At 59.5% G+C, this 17,562-nt stretch carries 16 protein-coding genes; 15 read left to right on the forward strand and 1 reads right to left on the reverse strand.

Annotation, left to right across the window (positions count from 1 at the left end; genetic code table 11):
• Positions 1–8 precede the first annotated feature (8 nt).
• Positions 9–968: a KPN_02809 family neutral zinc metallopeptidase gene (ypfJ, locus tag ACWXWJ_RS00945; protein WP_473963263.1), complete on the reverse strand. Its 960-nt coding sequence runs from the start codon at positions 966–968 to the stop codon at positions 9–11.
• A 134-nt stretch (positions 969–1,102) separates the two neighbouring features.
• On the opposite strand from ypfJ, the gene aspS reads away from it, so the two are divergent.
• The 15 genes from aspS (at position 1,103) to nusB (ending at position 17,552) form a co-directional block, all read left to right on the forward strand.
• Positions 1,103–2,905 (forward strand): aspartate--tRNA ligase, encoded by a 1,803-nt coding sequence (aspS, locus tag ACWXWJ_RS00950; RefSeq protein ID WP_473963264.1) that lies wholly within the window; start codon positions 1,103–1,105, stop codon positions 2,903–2,905.
• Positions 2,906–2,915: 10 nt separating this feature from the next.
• Entirely contained in the window at positions 2,916–4,178 is a 1,263-nt protein-coding gene (locus ACWXWJ_RS00955; RefSeq protein WP_293791534.1) for a phosphotransferase, read from the forward strand.
• A gap of 21 nt (positions 4,179–4,199) precedes the next feature.
• Positions 4,200–5,594, forward strand: a complete 1,395-nt coding sequence (locus tag ACWXWJ_RS00960; protein ID WP_473963265.1) for a replication-associated recombination protein A — start codon at positions 4,200–4,202, stop codon at positions 5,592–5,594.
• Positions 5,595–5,672: 78 nt separating this feature from the next.
• On the forward strand, positions 5,673–8,336 hold the full coding sequence (gene alaS / locus ACWXWJ_RS00965; protein ID WP_473963266.1) for an alanine--tRNA ligase: 2,664 nt from the start codon (positions 5,673–5,675) through the stop codon (positions 8,334–8,336).
• Between the two features lie 22 nt (positions 8,337–8,358).
• Complete coding sequence (gene ruvX / locus ACWXWJ_RS00970; RefSeq protein WP_293791532.1) at positions 8,359–8,826, forward strand: Holliday junction resolvase RuvX; 468 nt, start codon at positions 8,359–8,361, stop codon at positions 8,824–8,826.
• Between the two features lie 97 nt (positions 8,827–8,923).
• Entirely contained in the window at positions 8,924–10,060 is a 1,137-nt protein-coding gene (gene mltG / locus ACWXWJ_RS00975) for an endolytic transglycosylase MltG (RefSeq protein ID WP_293791531.1), read from the forward strand.
• Positions 10,061–10,121: 61 nt separating this feature from the next.
• Complete coding sequence (locus ACWXWJ_RS00980; RefSeq protein WP_448307629.1) at positions 10,122–11,006, forward strand: shikimate dehydrogenase; 885 nt, start codon at positions 10,122–10,124, stop codon at positions 11,004–11,006.
• Positions 11,007–11,106: 100 nt separating this feature from the next.
• Positions 11,107–11,592 carry a prepilin peptidase gene (locus ACWXWJ_RS00985; RefSeq protein WP_448307630.1) on the forward strand — a complete coding sequence of 162 codons (486 nt, stop codon included), beginning with the start codon at positions 11,107–11,109 and terminating at the stop codon, positions 11,590–11,592.
• A gap of 54 nt (positions 11,593–11,646) precedes the next feature.
• Entirely contained in the window at positions 11,647–12,906 is a 1,260-nt protein-coding gene (aroC, locus tag ACWXWJ_RS00990) for a chorismate synthase (protein ID WP_473963267.1), read from the forward strand.
• The gene (locus ACWXWJ_RS00995) at positions 12,903–13,463 is read left to right on the forward strand and encodes a shikimate kinase (protein WP_473963268.1); all 561 of its coding nucleotides are present in this window, start codon (positions 12,903–12,905) and stop codon (positions 13,461–13,463) included. Before aroC ends, ACWXWJ_RS00995 begins: the two co-directional genes overlap by 4 nt.
• Before the next feature lie 74 nt (positions 13,464–13,537).
• Positions 13,538–14,644: a 3-dehydroquinate synthase gene (gene aroB / locus ACWXWJ_RS01000; RefSeq protein WP_473963269.1), complete on the forward strand. Its 1,107-nt coding sequence runs from the start codon at positions 13,538–13,540 to the stop codon at positions 14,642–14,644.
• A gap of 48 nt (positions 14,645–14,692) precedes the next feature.
• Positions 14,693–15,145, forward strand: a complete 453-nt coding sequence (gene aroQ, locus ACWXWJ_RS01005; RefSeq protein WP_473963270.1) for a type II 3-dehydroquinate dehydratase — start codon at positions 14,693–14,695, stop codon at positions 15,143–15,145.
• Positions 15,146–15,191: 46 nt separating this feature from the next.
• Positions 15,192–16,280 carry a M24 family metallopeptidase gene (locus ACWXWJ_RS01010; protein WP_293791516.1) on the forward strand — a complete coding sequence of 363 codons (1,089 nt, stop codon included), beginning with the start codon at positions 15,192–15,194 and terminating at the stop codon, positions 16,278–16,280.
• A 63-nt stretch (positions 16,281–16,343) separates the two neighbouring features.
• Positions 16,344–16,907: an elongation factor P gene (gene efp, locus ACWXWJ_RS01015; protein WP_293791514.1), complete on the forward strand. Its 564-nt coding sequence runs from the start codon at positions 16,344–16,346 to the stop codon at positions 16,905–16,907.
• A 21-nt stretch (positions 16,908–16,928) separates the two neighbouring features.
• The gene (nusB, locus tag ACWXWJ_RS01020) at positions 16,929–17,552 is read left to right on the forward strand and encodes a transcription antitermination factor NusB (RefSeq protein WP_293791513.1); all 624 of its coding nucleotides are present in this window, start codon (positions 16,929–16,931) and stop codon (positions 17,550–17,552) included.
• Positions 17,553–17,562: the final 10 nt, after the last annotated feature.

Raw genomic sequence — 17,562 nt, forward strand, 5'->3', positions numbered from 1 at the left:
CAGGGCGTTTAGCGCTGGAAGTCCTGGTGGCAGGACTTCATAGTGCCACCCTGGTAGCCGCGCATAAACCAGTCCACGCGCATCTTTGAGGATCCGTGGGTCCATTTGTCAGGGTTAACTTCCTGCCCGGCGCTGGACTGGATGGCGTCATCACCAATGGCACGGGCGGTCTTAATTGCCTGCTCGACCTGCTCCTGGGTGAGGGGCTCCAAGAGAGCTCCCTCGCCCTTATCTGCGTTCTGGGCCCACACACCGGCGTAGCAGTCGGCTTGGACTTCCATTTTCACCGCATTGGAGTCCTCGCCTGGATTGTCGTAGTCGCTTAGCCCCAGGTTCCCTTCCAGCTGCTGAATGTGGTGGCCGAACTCGTGCGCAGTGACGTACATCTGTGCGAACGGTCCATCGGAACCGCCCATCTTTTTTAGCTCCTTAAAGAAGGGCGTGGACATGTACACCGTCTCGTCGCCTGGGCAGTAGAAAGGCCCTGTGTTGGCGAGGTTTGCCGATCCGCACCTGGTACTGGTTTGGCCTTCGGCAATCACAAGCCCAGGCTTGGTGTAATCGATCCCGGCTTCCTCGGGAAGTGCTCGGCCCCAGAAATCGTCGACGGAAGTCGCGGTCGCCAGGATTCGGCAGTCGTCGTCCTTATTCGCGTCATCGGCGGTCTTGCAGTGCTCGAAGCCTTCACCCTGCCTACTATTACTGACGCCCGCACGCTGGTCGGAGGCATTGTTCCCACCCAACATTCCGAGTCCGCCGTTAAAGAGGAACACCAGAATGGCGGCAACGATGATTCCCGGAATGCCGAAGCGGCGAGCGAGGGCGCCAAAAAGTAGGCCGGTAAACAGGCCGCCGCCCCCACCTTGGTTGCCACCCCCGCCCCCGAGGCCGAAACCGCCACCGCCGGAGCCGGTACCTCCGCGCTGGCCACGATCGGAATAGTTGTTCAGATTGTTGTTAAAAGTCACAAGTGAATCGTGCCATACCTAGGTGACATATACAGCCTTATATGGACAAGGTAAGCTGTAAGGTCGAAAAAGGCTCAAAAGCTAACACTAGCTAACACTTACGCGAACAATAACGAGGAAGGACTCTGAGGAACGTGCTGCGCACACACCTTGCGGGCGAGCTGCGCCCAGAAAACATCGGCGATGAAGTGACCTTAACTGGCTGGGTCGGTCGTCGACGCGACCACGGTGGCGTCATCTTCATCGACCTGCGCGACCGTACCGGCGTGGCACAGGTCGTTTTCCGCGAGTCCGAGGTAGCCGAGCGCGCGCACGACCTGCGCAGCGAATACTGCCTAAAGGTCACCGGCGTGGTCGAAGCCCGACCTGAAGGATCGGAGAACCCAAACCTGGCTTCCGGCGGCATCGAAGTCAACGTTTCCGAGCTGGAAGTTCTGAATGCCTCGGCTGCACTACCGTTCCAGATTGACGATCCTTCCACCTCCGGCGAGGTGGGCGAGGAGACTCGCCTGAAGTACCGCTACCTTGACCTGCGTCGCAAGTCCCAAGGTGATGCTCTGCGTCTACGTTCTCGCGTGAACCAGGCCGCCCGCGGTGTGCTGGCCAACCACGACTTCACGGAAATCGAGACCCCGACGCTGACGCGCTCCACCCCGGAGGGCGCTCGTGACTTCCTGGTGCCGGCGCGTCTGCGCCCGGGTACCTTCTACGCCCTGCCGCAGTCCCCGCAGCTGTTCAAGCAGCTGCTGATGGTGGCTGGCATGGAGCGCTACTACCAGATCGCCCGCTGCTACCGCGACGAAGACTTCCGCGCCGACCGTCAGCCGGAGTTCACCCAGCTGGACGTCGAGATGTCGTTCGTCGACCAGGAAGACGTGATCTCCCTAGCCGAGGAAATCCTGGTGGCTATCTGGAAGGAGATCGGCTACGAGATCTCCACCCCAATCCCGCGCATGACTTACGCCGATGCAATGAAGTACTACGGCTCCGACAAGCCGGACCTGCGCTTCGACATCCAGATCACTGAGTGCACCGAGTTCTTCAAGGACACAACGTTCCGCGTGTTCCAGAACGAGTATGTTGGCGCCGTCGTCATGGACGGTGGTGCAGACCAGCCCCGTCGTCAGCTGGATGCGTGGCAGGAATGGGCTAAGCAGCGCGGTGCCAAGGGCCTGGCGTACATCCTGGTGGGCGAGGACGGCGAGCTGTCTGGTCCGGTGGCCAAGAACATTACCGACGCTGAGCGCGCGGGCATCGCCGAGCATGTCGGCGCTAAGCCGGGCGACTGCATCTTCTTCGCTGCGGGCGAAACGAAGCCTTCCCGTGCCCTGCTGGGTGCAGCACGCGGTGAGATCGCCAACAAGCTGGGACTCATCAAGGAAGGCGATTGGGCCTTCACTTGGGTAGTGGATGCACCGCTGTTCGAACCAGCTGCCGACGCTACTGCCTCTGGCGACGTGGCTCTGGGCAACTCCGCTTGGACGGCTGTGCACCACGCATTCACCTCCCCGAAGCCCGAGTACCTGGATAACTTCGACCAGAACCCGGGCGAGGCTCTGGCCTACGCCTACGACATCGTGTGTAACGGCAACGAGATTGGTGGCGGTTCTATCCGTATCCACCAGCCTGACGTCCAGGAGCGCGTGTTCAAGGTCATGGGAATCAGCGAGGAGGAGGCTCGCGAGAAGTTCGGCTTCCTGCTCGATGCGTTCGCCTTCGGCGCCCCGCCACACGGCGGCATCGCTTTCGGCTGGGATCGCATTGTTTCCCTTTTGGGCGGCTTTGATTCCATCCGCGACGTTATCGCCTTCCCCAAGTCCGGCGGTGGCGTAGATCCTCTGACCGACGCTCCGGGCGAAATTTCCGCAGCGCAGCGTAAGGAATCTGGCATCGATTTCAAGCCTAAGAAGGGCCAGCAGGGCCAGAAGGAAAAGTAGGCGATTTAAAGTGCAATCTATCGAGTCCACCGTCGAGGCAGCCAAGCAACTTTTGGCTACCCGCTTCGGAGGCTCACCAGAGCTCAGCGACCCGCAGGACCTGGGCGGCAGTGGATCCTCGATGGTTTTGCGCTGCAGGGTGTCTGCCGATCCTTTCCTGCAGGAGCGATCGGTGGTCATTAAGCAGCTGCCGCCAGAGGCCGGACAGGGTGCAGAGTCCAACACGGAGGGCGCCCCAACTGACAGTGGTGGTAGTGCCAGTTTCGGTCCCGATGCGTTAGGCATGCTGCGCGAGGTAGTGGCTTATCAGTACACGAACACGCTGGCCGAGACAGTTCGCCCTGGTCCGGTTCTGCTTGCATATGACATTGACCAGCGCCTACTGGTGCTGTCCGACGCTGGAGACGGCACGAGTTTCACTGATGTGCTGACTCTCCACGATTCCAAAGCGAGGGGTGTCGCGCTGCGTAAGCTCGGCCGTTCGCTGGGCAAGATGCATGCCGCGACGTTCGGCGGGGCTTCGGCTTACTCGACGCTGATGCGACGCCAGTGTCAGCGTCATCAGATTAGCCCTGAGGCCATCGATGAATCGGATATCAACGTCGGTGAGCTCATCCAATCTGGCGTGGAGCTCATGACCTCCAATGGTTTGACCATCGACCCGGTGGTACACCGCTACGCCTCCCAAGCTGCGGAGCGCCAGACAAAGTCCGAGTATCAGGTCTTTACGCCCTTTGACCTGGCCCCGGACAATGTGATGCTCACCAACAACATTGTGCTGCTCGACTACGAGTGGGCGGGATTCCGGGATGCTGCATTTGATGTGGCGTGTGTAGTCGCGGGCTTCCCACAGGACAACACGACCCCCGCTCTGGACGAACCCGAGACTACTGAGTTCCTGGCTGCTTGGCGTGCCGAAGCTCAGCAGATTTGGCCTACGATCTCTGACGACGAAGTGTTTCACGAATGGGTGATGTCAGCCCTTATTGGCTGGGCTTTCCTGTCGTTGATCATGATGTATTACGGGCGCCTTTCGGTGGCCAAGCATTCCTCTTTCGTCTTCGGCGAAGAGTCCGAAAACCAGGACGTTTCCCGCTCCATCCGTCATATGTCGGAGGAGCAGTTGGAAGACCTCGCCACGACAGTGGAGGCCATCGAGCGTTTCTCTCGCCGTCGCGACTCCAAGGATTTCGAGGCTATCGGCGCTTTTGCACGTATGCTTCTGAAGGTTCTGGCGCAACTGGGGGCTTTCCCTCACGAGCGCGAGGACTAGCGTCGACGAGGTGTAAAACCTATGGACGATCTTTTCTCCCACACTGGCCAGGGCGACAAGAAAAGGCAGGAAAGCGGTGCCGATCAGGCGTCCGCAGAGGCCTACTTTCACCCAGGCACCCATGCGCCGCTGGCCGTTCGTATGCGCCCGCGCACACTGGATGAGGTAGTGGGGCAGGAGAAGGTTCTCGGCCCCGGTTCGCCATTGCGCCGCCTGATCGAGGGCCAGGGTGATACCTCCGTGATTCTTTACGGACCGCCCGGCACAGGAAAGACGACAATCGCCAGCCTGATCTCGCAGGCCTCGGGGCGCCGCTTTGAGGCATTAAGCGCCCTGAACTCCGGTGTCAAGGAAGTCCGCGCCATTATCGAGCAGGCCCGCAAGCGCCTCCTCCTCGGCGAGCACACCGTCTTGTTTATCGATGAGGTTCACCGCTTTTCGAAGACCCAGCAGGATGCCCTCCTTGCCGCAGTCGAGAACCGTACGGTCCTGCTCGTTGCCGCCACGACCGAGAACCCCTCCTTCTCTGTTGTATCGCCGCTGTTGTCCCGGTCGCTGCTCGTACAACTGTCTTCCCTTAGCGACGCCGACATTCGCACCGTACTCCAACGCGCCCTCGACGATGAGCGAGGATACGGTGGGCGCTTGCAGGTTACGGAGGAAGCCTTAAACCAACTCGTTGCCATGTCCGCAGGAGACGCCAGGCGCAGCTTGACTTACTTGGAAGCCGCAGCCGAGGGAGTCCAGTTCGATGGGGAAAATGAAGTTGGGGAGCTGGTGGCGTCCCAAGTAAAGAAGTCCCTGAATAAGGCCGTGGCGCGCTACGACCGCGACGGCGACCAGCACTACGACATCACCAGTGCCTTCATCAAATCCATCCGTGGGTCGGACCCTGACGCGGCTTTGCACTACCTGGCGAGAATGCTAGAGGGTGGGGAAGACCCGCGGTTTATCGCGCGCAGACTAGTGATTCATGCCAGCGAGGACATCGGCATGGCGGATCCACAAGCACTGCAGGTTGCCGTCGCTGCGTACCACGCAGTGGGCTTTATTGGCATGCCGGAGGCACGCCTGAACCTGGCGCAGGCCACAATCCACCTGGCTACCGCCCCGAAATCCAATGGAGTAATCGCCGCGATTAACTCCGCTATCGGGGATGTTCAGGCAGGTAGAGGCGGGGCAGTGCCAGCGCATTTGCGCGATGGTCATTACCAAGGCGCTAAGGCATTAGGTAATGCGGTGGGGTACGTCTACCCGCACGATGACCCCAAGGGAGTTGTCCCGCAGCAATATCTGCCGGAGGATTTGAAGGATGCCGTGTACTACCGGCCAACCACCCATGGGCACGAAAAGACCATTGCAGCTCGGTTGAGTAGCCTGAGGGCTATCGTTCGCTCCTTTTTGACCCGGGGGTAGAATGTATGCGTTCCATCTACGGTTTACACTGACCGACGATTAAAACTTTCGACTAAAAATCTACGAGGTAAAGCCAACGTGCAAACGCATGAGATCCGCCAGCGCTTCATCGAGCACTTCACCAAGGCCGGGCACACCGAGGTCCCGAGCGCATCGCTGATCCTGGACGACCCGAATCTGCTGTTCGTCAACGCCGGCATGGTGCCGTTTAAGCCTTACTTCCTAGGCCAGCAAAACCCACCGTTCGAGAATGGCACTGCAACGTCTATCCAGAAGTGCGTGCGCACGCTCGATATCGACGAGGTTGGCATCACCACCCGTCACAACACGTTCTTCCAGATGGCAGGCAACTTCTCCTTTGGTGCTTACTTTAAGGAAGGCGCCATCACGCACGCCTGGACACTGCTGACCAATCCAGTGGACGAGGGCGGCCTGGGGCTCGACCCGGAGCGTCTGTGGGTCACCGTCTACACCGATGACGACGAGGCTGCAGAGATCTGGAACAAGAAGATCGGTGTGCCTGAGCACAAGATCCAGCGCCTTGGCATGGAGGACAACTACTGGTCCATGGGCATCCCCGGCCCGTGTGGCCCGTGTTCCGAGATCTACTACGACCGCGGCCCGGAGCATGGCAAGGAGGGTGGCCCGATTGTCGACGACACCCGTTACATCGAGATTTGGAACCTCGTGTTCATGGAGAACGAACGTGGCGAGGGGCTTGGAAAGGGCAACTTCGAAATCGTCGGCAAGCTGCCGAAGAAGAACATCGATACCGGCCTCGGCATCGAGCGTGTGGCCTGCATCCTGCAGGACGTGGACAACGTCTACGAAACCGACCTGCTGCGCCCTGTCATCGACGTCGCCCAGGAGGTAACAGGCGCGAAGTACGGTGCTGATAAGACCAACGATGTGCGCTTCCGCGTCATCGCCGACCACTCCCGCACTGGCCTTATGCTGATGCTCGACGGCGTGACCCCCGGTAATGAGGGGCGCGGTTACATCCTGCGTCGTCTGCTGCGTCGCATTATCCGTTCTGCCCGTCTGCTGGGTGCAACGGGCGAGACGCTGGAGAAGTTCATGGATACCGTGCGGGAGACCATGACCCCGTCCTACCCAGAGATCGCCGACAACTACGAACGCATCCGCGCAGTGGCTTTGGCCGAGGAGAAGTCCTTCCTGAAGACCCTGGAATCCGGATCCCAGATGTTCGACAACTGGGCTCACGGCGCCAAGGAGCGCGGCGAGGATACCGTCCCGGGCGATGTCGCTTTCTCCCTGCACGACACCCATGGCTTCCCGATCGATTTGACCCAGGAGATGGCCGCCGAGGCCGGCCTGAATGTGGATATCGATGGCTTCCACGACCTTATGGCGGAGCAGAAGGCCCGCGCCAAGGCCGACAACAATGCCAAGAAGTTAGGCCACGTGGATCAGACGATCTACCGCCCGTTCGTGGACAATCACCCGACTGTGTTCACCGGCTACGAGAACCTGGCCGACGAGGCTTCCGTGCTGGGCATTATCCGTGACGGCGCGCTCGTGGAGACCGCTCCGGAGGGCGCTGCCGCCCAGGTGATTCTGGACCGCACCCCGTTCTACGCCGAAGCCGGTGGTCAGATGGCCGACCGTGGTGAGATGAAGTCCACCTCGGGTGCCGCCCGCGTCGAGGATGTGCAGAAGGTCGGTAAGAAGGTGTGGGTGCACCATGTGACCGTTAGCGGTGGTGAGCTGGCTGTGGGACAGAAGATCCAGGCCACTGTCGATAAGGCTTGGCGCCACCAGGCCCGTCAGGCGCACTCCGGTACCCACCTGATCCACGCCGCACTGCGTGAGGTGCTAGGCCCCACAGCCGTACAGGCCGGTTCTATGAACAAGCCGGGCTACCTGCGCTTTGACTTTAACTATGGTGAGCAGCTCACCGAGCACCAGCTGGGTCAGATCGAGGAGATCGCCAACGGTGCCGTTGACAGCGACTACCAGGTCAACACCATCGAAACCTCCCTTGAAGAGGCAAAGGCAATGGGCGCCATGGCGCTCTTCGGCGAAAACTACGGCTCCGAAGTTCGCGTTGTGGAGATTGGCGGACCATTCTCCATGGAGCTTTGCGGTGGTATCCACGTCGATCACTCCTCCCAGATCGGCCCGATCGCCGTGCTGGGCGAGTCCTCCGTCGGATCCGGTATCCGCCGCATCGAGGCATATACGGGTATGGATTCCTTCCGCTTCCTGAGCACCGAAAAGTCCCTTGTTGCGGGTCTGGCTACCAGTTTGAAGACTCCCAGCGAGGAACTCCCTGAACGTATCGATAGCCTCACCGCCAAGCTGAAGGCCGCTGAGAAGCAGATCCAGCAGCTGCGTGGCCAGCAACTGCAGAGCCAGGTCGGCGAGCTGGTAAACAAGGCCGAAACGCTGGGTGAGGTCAAGGTCCTGGCCCAACAGCTCCCCGAGGGAGTGGCAGCTGGCGATCTGCGTACCCTGGCCATGGATGCGAAGAACCGCCTCGGCTCTGAAGCCGCTGTTGTGGTGTTTGCTTCCGTTGATGGAGACAAGGTGCCTTTCGTCGCCGCTGCCAACGACGCTGCCGTGGCCCAAGGCATCAAGTCTGGCGAGCTGGTCAAGACGTTCGGTGAGAAGGTCGCTGGACGCGGTGGCGGTAAGCCCGCCATGGCTCAGGGCTCTGGTTCTGACGCTGCTGGCATCCCAGCTGGTATTGAGGCCGTCAAGAGCGCACTGCGCAGTTAAGTAGGATCGAAGGCATTTCTTAATGCATACTGAAACGCCAGACCCAGCTACCGATCCCGGCCGTGGTAGGAGGCTAGGCCTCGACGTCGGCACCGTGCGCATCGGGGTGGCGATTTCAGATCCAGACTGCATCCTGGCCACCCCCGTAGAGACCGTGCAGGCCACCGCAGACGATGGTGATGTGCAGCGTGTCGTAGAGATCTGCCGGGAGAACTTCGTCGTGGAAATAGTCGTCGGCCTTCCGGTGGCACTGCGTGGAAACCATACCCAGAGCACAATTAATGCGGAGGAGTTTGCCCGGCTAGTTAAAGAGGAATTGCCGGATATCCCGTTGCGCATGGTGGATGAGCGAATGTCCACAATGGCTGCTACCCAGGCTTTTCACGCCTCTGGCGTCAATAGTAAAAAGGGCAGAAAAAAGATCGATCAGGCAGCGGCGGTGCATATCCTGCAGGGGTGGTTAGACACGCGGCGGCGCGTGCTTTCCTAAAATTTATCAATTCGTGAGAAAATGACCGCTGAATTGTAAATCATTGTTGTAGAACTCTGGACGAAAGGGCCCACGACCTATGGGATCGACCCGCAACATGCAGCCAAAGTTTCGACGGCGCCGCCAGCTTGCCGCCGCATTGGCTCTCGCCCTGGTTGTTCTGTTGGTCGGTACGTGCGTATACGTTTGGTACCAGCGTGACGTCGTTGCCGTGCGTGACTTCGCCGGCGAAGGTAATGGCAATGTGGTCATGGTTAGGGTCAGCCCAGGCGACTCAGTCGATAGCCTGGCGGAGCAGCTGGTGGACAAAGGCGTGGTCGGATCCCGCCGTGCCCTGATGTCGGCTGCCGAACGCAAGGAACCAGAGCTACAGGCGGGGTACTACCCGTTGCAAGAGCAAATGTCCGCAGACAAGGCGCTCGATTGGCTGTCCAGTGACGATCGCCGTCGCGGCGTGGTCGACATTCCCAATGGTTTGACCCTCAACGATGTGAAGGTGGTTGGGGGCGAAAGCCGTAAGGGCATCTTCAGCCTGATTTCGCAGCAAACCTGCCAGGATGAGCACACCTGCGTGTCCGTCGAAGATTTGCAAAAGGCTGCGGCGCAGACCCCGCCGGAGCAGCTGGAAATCGCGGATTGGGCGATGGAGAAAGTCAAAGCGCGCGGTGATGACCCGAAACGTATCGAGGGCTTGATTTCCCCAGGCGTTCACCTTTTTGATCCCACGAGCAGCCCCGAGGAGATCCTGAAGTCCTTGCTCAATACCTCCAAGGAGGAGTACCAGGACACTGGGCTTGTTTCTTCGTCCCAGAAGGTAGGCCTGAACCCCTACGACATGCTGGTTGCGGCCTCCCTGGTGGAGCGCGAGGCACCGGAGGGCGACTTCGACAAGGTAGCCCGCGTGATCCTGAACCGTTTGGCGGAGAAGCAGAAGCTGGAGTTCGACTCCACGGTGAACTATGACCTCAGCGAAGTCGAGGTCGCAACGACTGACGCCGACCGTAATCGTCCGACCCCGTGGAATACCTACGCCAAGGAGGGCCTGCCGGAGACCCCGATTTCCTCCCCGGGCCTGCAGGCACTGCACGCCATTGAGAACCCGGCTGATGGCGATTGGCTGTACTTCGTTACGGTGGATCGCAACGGTCGCACCGTTTTCAACCGCGACTTCGCTGCGCACGAGCGTGCTATCGAGGAATCCCGCCGCAACGGTGTTTTGGACTCTAACAGGTAGCACCAGCTTTTAACTCTTAAGAAAACGTTTTCTCGAAGAAGCACGAATAGGGTGAATTGCTATGTCCGCCGCAGGCCACGTGATCTCGGTCGATGAGTTTCTAGGGATGACCAGTCTGCGCTGTGCAGTGCTGGGCAGTCCGATTGAACATTCGCTATCCCCGCAGCTGCACACTGCTGGTTATCGCGCCCTTGGCCTGGACATGGACTATGTGCGGGTCGAGGCAGGAGAGTCTCGCGATATTCGTCGGCTAATGGAAGAGTCCGATGGTCTGGTTCGTGGTTTCTCCGTGACCATGCCGGGCAAGCAAGCTGCTCTGGAGCTCTCGGATTTGGCTACCACCCGCGCTCAAGAGATCGGATCGGCCAATACCCTGGTTCCGCAAGGCGACGGCCAATGGCTTGCCGATAACACCGATGTTGACGGGGTTGCTCGTTGCTTGGAGTACATCGGTGGTGGCGATACTGCTGGCCTGCGGGGAGCACGCGCCGTCATTGTTGGAAATGGGGGGACGGCGCGTCCGGCAGTCGCCGCTTTGGCCGCCGCTGGGGTCGAGCATGTGACTGTCCTGGCTCGCTCCGAGCGGGCTCTGAACCTGCAAAGCGTCGTAGAAACGCTGGGTATGGAGTTTTCTTGGTCCCGTTTTGAAGAAGCGGATATCGCCCAGACCTGCGCAGACGCAGCGGTTGTCGTGTCGACTATCCCGGCTCATGCCGCCGCGGAACTTTCCGCAGGGTTGTGTGCTGCCGCGGGTATCGTGGACGTCATTTATGACCCCTATCCCACGCCATTGCTGTCAGCTGCCCAGGCTAAGGCAGTGCCGCATGCGGATGGTCTGCGGATGCTTGCAGGCCAGGCAGAGGAGCAATTCCGTTTGTTCACCGGCAAGTCTGCCCCAGAGGGGCTCATGCTCGATACCGTCCTGCAGGCCAAAGGGCAACTGTAGTTCATAGCCGTTGTGGATAAATCTCTTTTGTCCACAAGGCACTCACTTTCGGCGGTGCTCTGGGCTGGCGCTGTCCGCGCCGCTCGCTAGCCTGCGAGACGTGCCGAACTCCTCGTTTCTTCTTCTCTTTTTGCCCTGGGCGGTTGCTCTCCTAATTTTTGACGCCCGCACCTCCCGCTTGCCCAACTGGCTCACCCTCCCGGGCATTCCCGTGGCAGTAGCGTTGTCGTGGACGATTCCGTGGGCTAACGCTTGGGCGTTTCTCGGAGGGCTGGCCTGGTCGGCATTGGCATTCGGATTACCGCTCATACATCATCGGTTGTTTGCGGGAGCTGGCGATGCAAAGCTTGCTTTGACGACGGGAACTCTTGCGGCTGTGATCTTCCCGCCGGGCGTGATTATTGCCGTGGGACTTAGCGGTCTCATGCACAGCATTTATTTTGCATTCTGCAGCCATTCATTTTCTGGTTTGACGCAGTGGGGTTGTAGGGGATGCACAGCAAACTCAGCTCGGGCGAGTCCACATGGCCCTGCGATGTTGATGGCAACGGGAGTAGTGGTGGTGGCGTCGTTAATGCTGCGTTAATAAAACGTCACGTCATTGGGGCTAGACCTGCACGTGACCTGTATTATGCTTCTTATGCTTCGTTGGACTACTGCAGGTGAATCGCACGGCCAGGCTCTGATTTCTTTGATTGAGAACCTCCCGTCCGGACTCTCGGTCACCCGGGAAGACGTTTCCTATCAGTTGGCACGTCGCCGCCTGGGCTACGGCCGGGGTGCGCGTATGAAGTTTGAGGCGGATGAGGTCACCTTTGTCGGTGGAGTGCGCCACGGCAAGACTCTTGGAAGCCCGGTTGCGGTAATGATCGGTAACACCGAGTGGCCCAAGTGGACCACGATCATGTCGGCCGACCCGGTGGATGAATCCGACCCGGAGGTCGCTAAGGAAATGTCCAGCGGACGTGGCGCAAAGCTGACTCGCCCACGCCCTGGTCACGCGGATTTCTCGGGCATGGTGAAGTACGACCACGATGAAGCACGCCCGATTTTGGAGCGTTCTTCTGCCCGCGAGACGGCTGCTCGCGTCGCAGCTGGCACTTTCGCCCGGGCGCTCCTGCGAGAGGTCTTGGGAGTGGAGGTGCTGTCGCACGTCATTAGTATTGGCCGCTCCGAGCCCTACGCAGGACCCAGCCCGGATTTTTCTGACCTTGAGGCTATTGATGCTTCCCCCGTACGCGCCTTCGATTCTGCGGCTGAAGAGTCCATGGTTGAAGAGATCAAAGCGGCAAAGAAGTCCGGCGACACGCTCGGTGGCATCGTCGAAGTTGTAGTGAAGGGCTTGCCGATCGGCTTGGGCTCACATGTCTCTGGTGATGAGCGTCTCGACGCACAGCTGGCAGCTTCCCTCATGGGGATCCAAGCAATCAAGGGCGTGGAGATCGGTGATGGTTTTGAGGAAGCTCGTCGCCGCGGCTCCGAAGCACATGACGAGATGGAGGCCGGTGCGGAAGGCGGAGTACGCCGCCTGAGCAACCGGGCTGGTGGTCTGGAAGGCGGTATGACAAACGGGGAAGATCTGCGCGTCCGCGCCGCCATGAAGCCTATTAGCACTGTTCCGCGTGCCCTGAAGACTGTGGATATGGCAACGGGTGAGGCCGCAACGGGTATTCACCAGCGTTCTGATGTGTGTGCGGTTCCGGCCGCCGGCGTCGTCGCCGAGACGATGGTAGCCCTCGTGCTGGCGCGTGCTGTGCTGAAGAAGTTCGGTGGCGACTCCGTGGCAGAAACGAAGCGCAACGTGCAGTCCTACCTTGAGTACGTGGACAGCCGACTTGACTGGGCTGCCGAGGCGAACAGCGCTGCCGATGGGGAAGTGGCGGACGGAGACATCCGATGAGTCCCCGCGCGGTGCTGGTTGGGCTTCCCGGTTCCGGCAAAACCACGATCGGTAAGCGTTTGGCAAATGCTTTGAACCTACAGCTTGTCGACACCGACCATTTGCTCGAAGCCAAGCTAGGGAAGACCTGCAACCAGATCATGGCCGAACTGGGCGAGCCGGGCTTCCGCGAGCAGGAGGCGATCGTAGTCGCAGAGGCTCTGACCACCGATGGGATCGTTTCCCTCGGTGGGGGCGCCGTAGTCACAGAAAGCACCCGCGACCTGTTGGCAGATCACACGGTGGTCTACCTCAATGTTTCTATTGCTGAAGGCGTTCGCCGCACCTCCGGTTCCAAGACGCGACCGCTTCTGAATGTGGCTGACCCCCGCAGCAAATACGAGGAGCTTTTCGCTCAACGTTCGGCATACTACGAGGAAGTGTCCAACTTCATGGTTCGCTGTGATGGAAAGGAGCCCCGCCGCGTGGTCACAGACATCCTTCGGTTCATTGAAGAGATTCGCCTGGAGCGACTCACCGAGCACAGTTCCGAGCCCCACGACCCGGTTTTCCGATAGCACGTATCCCAACCCACGACCCAACAACCGATTGACAACCCATTGACAACTGATTGACGAGGAATCCCCATCAAATGTCTGACGCACCGCGCCAAACCTCTACACAGCAGCGCATTCGGGTGGCATCTCAGTCGCCCTACGATGTGGTGATTGACCGAGGGATCGAGTTCGCTTCCGAGGAGATCCTCAACGTAGCTGGGAATACCGCCAACTACCTCATCATTCACCAACCGGCCCTGGGCGCTCGCGCGAAAGAACTGGCTGCGCGTCTTTCCTCTGCCGGCTTTAGCGCGCATACCTATCAGATCGAAGACGCAGAGTCCGCCAAGACAGCTGAATCCGCTGCTGCCTGTTGGGATCAATGCGCGCGCGTCGGCCTCACCCGTGCCGACACCATCATCGGCCTGGGAGGGGGCGCGGCGACTGACCTCGCTGGGTTCATTGCCGCCACGTGGATGCGAGGCATCAAGGTGGTTCACTATCCCACCACATTGCTGGCCATGGTGGATGCGGCCGTGGGCGGCAAGACCGGTATCAACACCCCAGCCGGGAAGAACCTTGTTGGTGCCTTCCACGAACCAAGTGCGGTCATCATCGATCTGGAGGTGCTCGATACTCTCCCACGCGAGGAGATGATCGCCGGATCAGCAGAGATCATCAAGGCGGGCTTCATCGCCGACACCGAAATCCTCGACATCTACGAAGCAGACGCACAGGCTGCACTGGATCCGCACGGTAGCCTGCCGGAGTTGATTGCCCGCGCTATCCAAGTGAAGGCCAACGTGGTGGCGGTAGATCTCAAGGAGTCCAGCCTGCGCGAGATTCTTAACTACGGTCACACCTACGGCCACGCGGTGGAGCACCATGAGGATTATCGCTGGCGCCACGGCCAGGCGGTCGCCGTGGGCATGATTTTCGAAGCGGAGTTGGCGAAGGCCGCTGGATTGTTGAGTGCCGAGGACGTTCGGCGTCACTGCGATATCCTCAACTCTGTGGGGCTGGCGACCAGCTACAACGGCGCTGAGCTCGACGAGCTACTCGCGGCGATGGGGCGAGACAAGAAGAATAAGGGCGGCAAGATCCGTTTCGTTGTTCTTGAAAAGATCGGCACGCCCACCCGCCTGGAAGGCCCGAGTGAGGAGCTGTTGCGCGAGGCGTATGCCGCTAGCGTGGAAGCGTGAACCAGAACATAAAACCCAAAACGTATACCCAAGCCTTAGGAGGCAGCGATGAATCCAGCACAACCTCATGCGCCGAAGGTGTGCGTTGTTAACGGGCCGAATCTTAATCGCCTGGGCAAGCGCCAGCCCGAGGTCTACGGCACCACCACGCTGGCCGATGTGGAGGATCTGCTAGCCCGCGAGGCACAATCCCTGGGGATCGAGATAGACTTCTTCCAATCGAATCATGAGGGAGAATTGCTGGATCGCATTCACCAGGCCGCCGACGATGGGGCTGCGGTAATCATCAACCCTGGAGGGTTTACCCACACCTCTGTTGCTCTGCGCGATGCGCTTGCTGAGATCGCGGACGGCGCGGGTTTCGTGGAGGTACACATCTCCAATGTTCACGCGCGTGAGGAGTTCCGCCACCACAGCTATCTCAGCCCACTGGCCAGCGGCGTCATCGCGGGTCTGGGAATTTACGGCTACGTCGCTGCCCTGCGCTACTTTGCCCAATAGCGCCCAGCTAAATCTCTGCGTAACGCCAGAACTTTAAGGAGTGTTGATGTCTAAGAAACTTTTTGACGCCTACCGCACCCGCCGCAATAAGGCCACAGCACTGATCCAGGAGTCCGAGCATGCGGCGCTTCTTATCAGCGACCTGAAGAATGTTCGCTATCTCACCGGTTTTTCCGGTTCTAACGCATTGCTGGTTATCCGTGAGGACGGCGAACATCTGCTCCTGACGGACGGACGCTACGACACGCAGATCCGAATTGAAACCGGCGAGCCTGATGACGTGGCCATTGAGATTGGTAGCAAGCTTTTTGACCGTGCGGCTGAGTTCGCCAAGATGACTGCGGGGGAGAGGTTCGCCGTTGAATCCAGCCTGGCTTATGGCCAGGCTCAGGGCTTGGGCAACCCGCCGGTACTGGCGGATGTGGTGGAAAAGCTGCGCCTTGTAAAAGATGAGCTGGAGATCGAAGCTCTTGCCGAGGCTGGTGAACTGGCCGATAGCGTATGGCGATCCTTTATTGAAGATGGTGGTATCCGCGAGGGCATCACCGAAATTCAGGCTGCCGCAGAGTTGGAGTTCCAGCTTCGTACTGCCGGGGCTGATGGTTTGAGCTTCGACACAATCTTGGCCAGTGGCGTGAATGCCACTAAGCCGCACGCGGGTGTATCTCGAGAGAAGATTGTTCCCGGGCTAGTGACGGTGGACTTCGGCGTATACCTCAATGGCTATGCCTCCGACCAAACCCGCACAGTTTGTGTGGGGGAGCCAGATGAACTATCCCGCGAGCTCTACGACGTGGTGTACCGTGCGCAGAAGGCCGGGGAAGCGATCCTGGCCCCAGGCGTGGAGCTGCGTAATGTCGACGCGGCCTGTCGAGAAGTTATTTCCGAGGCTGGTTACGGCAAGTTCTTTGTGCACTCGACCGGGCACGGCGTGGGGCTCGATGTGCACGAGGCTCCGCGGGCGGCAGCGGGCGTCGATCCCGCAGAAAAGCTTGTAGAAGGCATGACCGTAACAGTAGAGCCGGGCATTTATATCCCGGAAAAAACGGGCTTGCGCATCGAGAACACGTATGTGATTACCGCCGATGGTGCGCGTAGCTTTAATGCCTCGCCGACGGAACTCATCGTCGTTTAGGGTTTGGCGAGCTGCTAGACTGCAATAGCCAAAAATTTTTTACTCGCTAGAAGGAGACCATTCGTGGCAACTACCGCAGACTTCAAGAACGGCCTTGTGCTGAAGATGGACAACAAGCTTCAGCAGATCCTGGAGTTCCAGCACGTCAAGCCGGGCAAGGGCCCTGCTTTCGTTCGCACGAAGCTGAAGGACGTTGTCTCGGGCAAGATCGTCGATAAGACCTTCAATGCCGGCGTGAAGGTCGAGACCGCTACCGTTGACCGTCGCGACATGACCTACCTGTACAACGATGGCACCAACTTCGTTCTGATGGACGAGAAGACCTACGATCAGATTGAGCTGGCTCCGCACCTCATGGGTGATGGCGCTAAGTTCCTGCTGGAGAACACCACCGTGCAGGTTTCCTTCCACGAGGGCGAGCCACTGTTCGCCGAGCTGCCGGTATCCGTTGAGCTGAAGGTTGAGCAGACCGATCCGGGTCTGCAGGGTGATCGATCCACCGGTGGTACCAAGCCCGCCACCCTGGAGACCGGGGCGGAGATTCAGGTACCGCTGTTCATTGAGACCGGTAACGTACTGAAGGTGGATACCCGCACGGGCGAGTACCTATCTCGCGTCAACAACTAAGGCAGCGACTGCTTTTCACCCATGACTGAAGAACGTACAGCTGAGACGAACGCGGGCAAAGGCACCTCGTTTAAGCGCCATGGCTCCCGCTACAAGGCGCGCCGCCGAGCAGTGGACATTCTGTTTGAGGCGGAGTTCCGCGACATCGACCCGGTGGAGATCGTCGAAGAGCGCATTTCCCTGGCCAAGGATGCGGCTAATCAGGTCAAGCCGGTGCCGGAGTACACCCAGCAGATTGTGCCCGGAGTGGCAACGAACCTGGATGCGCTGGACGAAGCCATCGCTTTGCACCTTTCCAGCGAGTGGCGCTTGGATCGCCTGCCAGCCGTCGACCGCGCCGTGTTGCGCGTCGCGGCGTGGGAGCTGAAGTTCAACGATGATGTCCCCTCTCAGGTGGCAGTAGTTGAGGGGGTAGAGCTAGCGAGCGAATACTCCCACGACAAGGCTCCGAGCTACATTCACGCAGTACTGGATGGCATCAACAAGGACATGCAGGTACAGGCTGACCTGCAGATCGCCGATGCAGCTGCAGCGCAGCGTGCCAATAGCGAGGCCGACGACAACCTGGATTCACTGCTTGGTGACGTCGTAAACGAAGAGGGGGAGGCTTCCGTTAAGGAAGCCGGTGATTCCGCAGACGCGTGATAGACTGCGA

It is taken from the genome of Corynebacterium sp. p3-SID1761 (genome assembly GCF_055862885.1).

Coding starts and splice junctions, on each gene's coding strand:
- ACWXWJ_RS00960 (WP_473963265.1), top strand. CDS start 4,200: ATGGACGATCTTTTCTCCCACACTGGCCAGGGCGACAAGAAAAGGCAG.
- ruvX (WP_293791532.1), top strand. CDS start 8,359: ATGCATACTGAAACGCCAGACCCAGCTACCGATCCCGGCCGTGGTAGG.
- mltG (WP_293791531.1), top strand. CDS start 8,924: ATGCAGCCAAAGTTTCGACGGCGCCGCCAGCTTGCCGCCGCATTGGCT.
- ACWXWJ_RS00980 (WP_448307629.1), top strand. CDS start 10,122: ATGTCCGCCGCAGGCCACGTGATCTCGGTCGATGAGTTTCTAGGGATG.
- aroC (WP_473963267.1), top strand. CDS start 11,647: ATGCTTCGTTGGACTACTGCAGGTGAATCGCACGGCCAGGCTCTGATT.
- ACWXWJ_RS00995 (WP_473963268.1), top strand. CDS start 12,903: ATGAGTCCCCGCGCGGTGCTGGTTGGGCTTCCCGGTTCCGGCAAAACC.
- aroB (WP_473963269.1), top strand. CDS start 13,538: ATGTCTGACGCACCGCGCCAAACCTCTACACAGCAGCGCATTCGGGTG.
- aroQ (WP_473963270.1), top strand. CDS start 14,693: ATGAATCCAGCACAACCTCATGCGCCGAAGGTGTGCGTTGTTAACGGG.
- ACWXWJ_RS01010 (WP_293791516.1), top strand. CDS start 15,192: ATGTCTAAGAAACTTTTTGACGCCTACCGCACCCGCCGCAATAAGGCC.
- nusB (WP_293791513.1), top strand. CDS start 16,929: ATGACTGAAGAACGTACAGCTGAGACGAACGCGGGCAAAGGCACCTCG.